Raw genomic sequence first — 615 nt, 5'->3', positions numbered from 1 at the left:
AGGACCGTGAAACAACTTTGCGCCGATGATAGTGCTGCAACCAGTGTGAAAGTAGGTTATCGTCAGGCTTGTTATTCGCAGTAAGAGAAAAACCCCGCCAGCAATGGTGGGGTTTTTTTTCGTCTGGCGGTTTGTGATGGCGAACTCCAGGTATTACCAGAAATGCAGACATCAACTGCTGTTCAAACCATTATTGAGGCTGCTGTCCTCGCCTGGCCGGTGCCGACCTGGTGCAGCTGCCCGTGAATCCGTTCATTAATAGGCAAGCGTCAATGGCCACCAGGGCATTCCGGATGGTATTACCTAGTCAATTTGATAGCGGTCTGGCATCACATCATTAAATTTCACACTTTCTTAGAATAAACCTTGCTGCCTGCGTATAGCTTTGCTATAGTTCGCCTCCCCAATGAGACGCTGCAGTTTGCGAAACAACGGGATCACTGGAAACGGTGAAGGTAGTAAAAAGAAGGTTGACGGATTTAGCAAAATGCTTCATACTCTTCCTTCTTCGCAGCTGACAAACACAACGCTTTGTCGATAGCGCGAAAGCAGTACCGAATACAGTTCTTTAACAATTAACAGTCGATAAGTGTGGGCATTTGATGTAAGTGCAGC

Origin of the sequence: Janthinobacterium sp. PLB04, from assembly GCF_021165895.1 — a bacterium.
Lineage (GTDB): Bacteria > Pseudomonadota > Gammaproteobacteria > Burkholderiales > Burkholderiaceae_D > Janthinobacterium > Janthinobacterium lividum.
This window is presented reverse-complemented; position numbering follows the sequence as displayed.